General features: G+C 73.3%; 3 protein-coding genes and 1 pseudogene. All 4 read right to left on the minus strand.

What is annotated here, in order from left to right:
- Positions 1 to 205 (minus strand): annotated as a pseudogene (locus CCL05_RS38485) (magnesium chelatase); the annotation flags it as partial.
- Positions 202 to 3,858 (minus strand): cobaltochelatase subunit CobN, encoded by a 3,657-nt coding sequence (cobN, locus tag CCL05_RS38490; RefSeq protein ID WP_086565259.1) that lies wholly within the window; start codon positions 3,856 to 3,858, stop codon positions 202 to 204. The pseudogene CCL05_RS38485 and the gene cobN, both read right to left, overlap by 4 nt.
- Positions 3,855 to 5,366, minus strand: coding sequence for a cobyric acid synthase (locus tag CCL05_RS38495; RefSeq protein WP_086565260.1), 1,512 nt, complete (start codon positions 5,364 to 5,366; stop codon positions 3,855 to 3,857). Before CCL05_RS38495 ends, cobN begins: the two co-directional genes overlap by 4 nt.
- On the minus strand, positions 5,363 to 5,902 hold a 540-nt coding region (locus tag CCL05_RS38500; protein ID WP_208641711.1), incomplete at its 5' end, for a cobalamin biosynthesis protein. The genes CCL05_RS38495 and CCL05_RS38500, both read right to left, overlap by 4 nt.

Genomic DNA, 5,902 nt, shown 5'->3' on the forward strand with positions numbered 1-5,902 from the left:
CGGGGTCGCAGGAGAAGCGGCAGCCGGGGACGACGTCCACCTCCGGCATGAGCGCGGACAGCGCCCGCACGGCCGTCGACTTGGCGGTGCCCTTCTCACCGCGCACCAGCACACCGCCGACCGCCGGCGACACGGCGTTCAGCAGCAGCGCGAGCCGCAGGTCGTCCTGGCCGACCACGGCCGTGAACGGGAACGGGGTGCTCACTTGTCGTCACCTTCCAAGTCGCCTTCGAGCTCCAGGTACGTGGCACGCAGCCGGTCCAGCGTCTCCGCGTCCGGCTCCGCCCACAGTCCGCGGTCGGCGGCCTCCAGCAGCCGCTCGGTGATGCCGCGCAGCGCCCAGGGGTTGGACGTCTTCATGAAGTCCCGGTTCTCCGGGTCGAAGACGTACTCGGCGCTGAGTTTCTCGTACATCCAGTCGTCGACGACCCCGGCCGTGGCGTCGTACCCAAACAGGTAGTCCACCGTCGCGGCCATCTCGAAGGCGCCCTTGTAGCCGTGCCGCCGCATGGCCGCCATCCAGCGCGGGTTGACCACCCGGGCGCGGAACACCCGGTGCGTCTCCTCGCCCAGCGTGCGGGTCTTCACCTGGTCCGGGGTGGCCGAGTCGCCGACGTACGCCTCGGGGCTCGCGCCCGTCAGATGCCGCACCATGGCGACCATGCCGCCGTGGTACTGGAAGTAGTCGTCGGCGTCGACGAGGTCGTGCTCACGCGTGTCGACGTTCTTCGCGGCGACCGCGATCCGCCGGAACGCCGTCTCCATGTCGCCGCGCGCGGCCCGCCCGTCGAGGCCCCGCCCGTAGGCGTAGCCGCCCCACACCGCGTACACCTCGGCGAGGTCCGCGTCGGAGCGCCAGTTGCGGGCGTCGATCAGCGGCAGCAGACCGGCCCCGTACGCCCCCGGCTTGGAGCCGAAGATCCGGGCCGTCGCCCGGCGCCGGTCGCCGTGCTCGGCGGTGTCCTCGTCCGCGTGCGCCCGGACGTAGTTCTGCTCGGCGGGCTCGTCCAGCTCGGCGACCTTGCGTACGGCGTCGTCGATCAGCCCCACCACGTGCGGGAACGCGTCCCGGAAGAAGCCGGAGATCCGGACCGTCACGTCGATGCGCGGCCGGCCGAGCTCCTCAGCGGAGATCACCTCGAACCCGGTCACCCGGCGCGAGGCGTCGTCCCACACCGGCCGGCAGCCCAGCAGCGCCAGGATCTCGGCGATGTCGTCGCCCTGGGTGCGCATGGCCGAGGTGCCCCACACCGTCAGACCCACGGACTTCGGGTACTCGCCGGTGTCGGTCAGGTACCGCTGCACCAGCGAGTCCGCGAGCGACTGCCCGACCTCCCAGCTCAGCCGGGACGGGATCGCCTTGGGGTCGACGGAGTAGAAGTTGCGCCCCGTCGGCAGGACGTTGACCAGACCGCGGGTCGGCGAGCCGGAGGGACCGGCCGGGACGTAACCGCCGTCCAGGGCCCGCAGGATGTGCCCGATCTCGTCGGTGGTCCTGGCCAGCCGCGGCACGACCTCCGTGCAGGCGAACTCCAGCACCGCCACGGCGTCGGCGACCTGACCGCCGAGCACCTCCCGGACCAGCGCCGGGGCCTCGGCGACCGCCCAGCCGCGCTCCTCCATGCCCTCCGCGATCCGCCGGCACAGCTGCTCCAGCAGGTCGATCGCGTCGGCGGCGGTGCGCGCCGGGCCCGCCACCAGCTCCGTCAGCTCCGCCGGCACCTTCACCGCAGCGCCCGGCTCGGCCAGCAGCTCCTTCTCCGCCAGCCCGAAGTGCTGCGCCAGCGCCGCCCTCAGCCCGGGCAGCGCATGGGCCTGCCCGCCCCACACCTGCGAGGCGCGCAGCACCGCCAGCACGAGGTTGACGCGCGGCTCGCCGACCGGGCCGCCGCCCAGGATGTGCAGGCCGTCGCGGATCTGCACGTCCTTGATCTCGCACAGATAGCCGTCGATGTGCATGACGAACTCGTCGAACGCCTCGTCGTCCGGCTGCTCGTCGACATGCAGGTCGTGATGGAGCTCGGCGGCCTTCACGAGGGTCCAGATCTGCGCGCGCACGGCCGGGGCCTTCGCCGGGTCCAGATCGGAGACGAGCGCGTACTCGTCCAGGAGCTGCTCCAGCTTCGCCAGGTCGCCGTAGGTGTCGGCGCGGGCCATCGGCGGCACCAGGTGGTCGACGACCGTGGCGTGCCCGCGCCGCTTGGCCTGGGTGCCCTCGCCCGGGTCGTTGACGATGAACGGGTAGATCAGCGGCAGCTCCCCGAGCACGGCGTCCGGGGCGCAGCCGCCGCTGAGCCCGAGGCCCTTGCCGGGCAGCCACTCCAGCGTGCCGTGCTTGCCCATGTGCACGATCGCGTCGGCGCCGAAACTGTTCTCCAGCCAGCGGTAGGCGGCCAGGTAGTGGTGGGACGGCGGCATGTCCGGATCGTGGTAGATCGCGATGGGGTTCTCGCCGAAGCCGCGCGGCGGCTGGATCATCACCACGACGTTCCCGAACTGCAGGGACGCCAGCACGATGTCGTCCCCGTCGACGTAGAGGCTGCCCGGCGGCTCGCCCCACGCCTCGGTCATGGCGTCCCTCAGCTCCGGGTCGAGCTGGTCGAACCAGGCCCGGTAGTCCGCCAGCGGCACCCGCGCGGGCGCGGCGGACAGCTGCTCGTCCGTCAGCCACTCCACGTCGTGCCCGCCGGCCTCGATGAGCCGGTGGATCAGCTCGTCGCCGCCCGCGGGGTACTCGGTGAGGCCGTACCCGGCGTCCTTCAGCGCGTCCAGCACCCGCACCGCCGACGCCGGCGTGTCCAGCCCGACGGCGTTGCCGACGCGCGAGTGCTTGGTCGGGTACGCGGTGAAGACGAGCGCGAGCTTCTTCTCGGCGTTCGCCTTGTGCTTCAGCCGCGCGTGCCGTACGGCGATCCCGGCGACCCGCGCGGCCCGCTCCGGGTCGGCCACGTACACGGGGACGTCGTCCGCACCCTGCTCCTTGAAGGAGAACGGCACGGTGATCAGCCGCCCGTCGAACTCCGGGATCGCCACCTGCATCGCGGCGTCCATGGGGGACAGGGCGGCGTCGGACGCCTCCCAGGCGCTCCGCGAGGACGTCAGGCACAGCCCTTGCAGCACGGGGATGTTCAGCTCGGCGAGGGCGCCGATGTCCCAGGACTCCTCGTCACCGCCCGCGGAGGCCTGCGAGGCGTGGGTGCCGCCGGCGGCGAGGACGGTGGCGACGAGGGCGTCCGCCCGCCCGAGGATCTCGTACAGGCCCGCGTCGGCCCCGCGCAGCGAACCGCAGTACACGGGAAGCGCGTTGGCGCCCCGCGCCTCGATCGCGTCGCACAGGGTGTCCACGAAGGCGGTGTTGCCGCTCAGCTCGTGCGCCCGGTAGAAGAGCACGCCGACGGTCGGCCGGCCCGCCTCCCGCGCGCGCTCGCCGCGGACGCCGTACTCCGGCATGCGCTGCGGCGCGGCGAACCCCTCGCCCGTGAGCAGCACGGTGTCGGACAGGAACCGCGCCAGCTCGGTGAGGTTGGCCGGCCCGCCCTCCACGAGGTACTTCAGCGCCTCCGCCACGACACCGGCCGGCACCGACGACTCGGCCATCAGCTCCGCGTCGGGCACCGTCTCGCCGCCGAGCAGCACGGTCGGGACGCCCGAGGCCTTCAGCGCGGCGAGCCCGTCCTCCCAGGCCCGCTTGCCGCCGAGCAGCCGTACGACGGCGATGTCCGCGCCGTCGAGGAGGGCCGGAAGCTCCTCCGCGACGTCCACGCGGGTCGGGTTGCCGATCCGGTACGAGGCACCGGAGGCGGCCCGGGCCGCCAGCAGGTCCGTGTCGGCGGTCGACAACAACAACACAGTGCTCATGCGGGTGCTCCCGGTGGAATGAAGGGCAGTCCTCGCGGCGCGCCCGACTCGATGAGCCGCCACAGCGCGTCCGTGTCCGCGTGCTGTTCGATCAGGTCGCCGAGCCGGTCGAGCTGCTCCTCGCGCAGCGCGGCGAACGAGGTGCCGGGCGCGGGCACGAAGCGGCGCCCCGCGGCGGCCGCCACCTCGCGCAGGAAGGCCCGCCGGAAGCCGTCCGACTCCAGCGAGCCGTGCCAGTGCGTGCCCCAGGTCTGGCCGACCCGGCAGCCGTCCAGGAAGGCGGAGCCGCCCTGGACGTCGGCGACCCCGTGATGGATCTCGTAGCCCTCGACGCGCTCCCCGAGGGCCTCGCCCTCCGGCCGGGTGAGGGTCTTCTCGCGGGCGAACCGCACCCGCACGGGCAGGACCCCGAGCCCCTCGACATGACCCCGGCGGCTCTCCACGTCGTCCTCGATGTGCTCGCCGAGGATCTGGAAGCCGCCGCAGATCCCGAGGACGGGCCGCTGCTCGGCGGCCCGGCGCACGAGCGCCTCGGCGAGCCCGCGCTCCCGCAGCCACTCCAGCGCACGGACGGTCCCGCGGGTCCCGGGCACGACGACGAGGTCGGCGTCGGCGAGTTCCTCGGGCCGGTCCACGAACCGCACCACGACACCCGGTTCGGCGGCCAGCGCGTCCACGTCCGTGAAGTTGGACATCAGCGGAACAGCGCACACGGCGACGCGCAGCACGTCCTCGCCGACCGGCGGGGCGACGACGGACTCCCGGACCGTCCCCCGCAGGGAGACGCGCAGCCCGTCCTCCTCGTCGATCCCCAGCCCGTGCCGGAAGGGCAGGACGCCGTACGTACGCCGCCCGGTGAGGCCCTGGAGCATGTCGAGACCCGGCTCCAGCAGGGAGACGTCCCCCCGGAACTTGTTGACGAGGAACCCCGCGACGCACTCCTGGTCCTCGCGCGACAGCAGCGCCACCGTCCCGAAGAACGAGGCGAAGACACCGCCCCGGTCGATGTCGCCGACGACGAGCACGGGGAGCCCGGCGTTTCGGGCGATCCCCATGTTGACGATGTCGGTCCGCCGCAGATTGATCTCGGCGGGACTGCCCGCCCCCTCACAGATCACCGCGTCATACGTGCCCCGCAACTGCTCCAGACAGTCCAGCACGGTCCCGAGCAGCCGCTGCTGCCGCCCGCCGTGGTACCCGCGTGCGCTGAGCTCCCCGACCGGCTTGCCCAGCAGCACGACCTGGCTGCTGCTCTCGCCGCCGGGTTTGAGCAGCACCGGGTTCATCAGCGCGGTCGGCTCGACGCGGCAGGCCTGCGCCTGCATGGCCTGCGCCCGCCCGATCTCGGCCCCTTCCTTCGTCACGAAGGAGTTGAGGGACATGTTCTGCGCCTTGAAGGGCGCGACCTTGACGCCCTGGCGCACCAGCCACCGGCAGATCCCGGCGGTCACGACGCTCTTGCCGGCGTCGGAGGTGGTACCGGCGACGAGAAGCCCACCGCCCGTCATGACGTACGCCCTTTCGCGATGCGGCGCGCGGCGACACAGACGCCGAGCGCGAGCCAGCCGACCCGCCTGGACAGCCGTACGGCCCGTTCGATGTCCCGGGTGGCGACGGCGCGCCCGGCGCCGTTGAGCACGGGCCGGTGCTCGACGCGCCCGCCGTACGACAGGGTCCCGCCCAGCCGCACCCCGAGCGCCCCCGCGAACGAGGCCTCCACGGGCCCGGCGTTGGGGCTCGGATGCCGGTCGGCATCGGCACGCCAGGCGCGTACCGCTCCCCGTGGATCGTCTCCTGCCAGGGCCGCGAGCACGGCGGTCAGCCGGGCCCCCGGCCAGCCCGCGAGATCGTCCAGCCGCGCGGAGGCCCATCCGTAGCGGCGGTACCGGGCGGACTTGTGCCCGACCATGGCGTCGAGGGTGTTGACGGCCCGGAAACCGACGAGCCCCGGCACACCGCCGACGGCCCCCCACACGAGCGCCCCCACGACCGCGTCGGAGGTGTTCTCGGCGATCGATTCCAGGGCCGCCCGGGCCAGCCCGGC

Origin of the sequence: Streptomyces africanus (assembly GCF_002150735.1) — a bacterium.
GTDB lineage: Bacteria > Actinomycetota > Actinomycetes > Streptomycetales > Streptomycetaceae > Streptomyces > Streptomyces africanus.

Bases quoted from the DNA above. Each gene is read 5' to 3' on its own strand.
- CCL05_RS38495 (WP_086565260.1), bottom strand. From the start codon at position 5,366: ATGACGGGCGGTGGGCTTCTCGTCGCCGGTACCACCTCCGACGCCGGC.
- cobN (WP_086565259.1), bottom strand. From the start codon at position 3,858: ATGAGCACTGTGTTGTTGTTGTCGACCGCCGACACGGACCTGCTGGCG.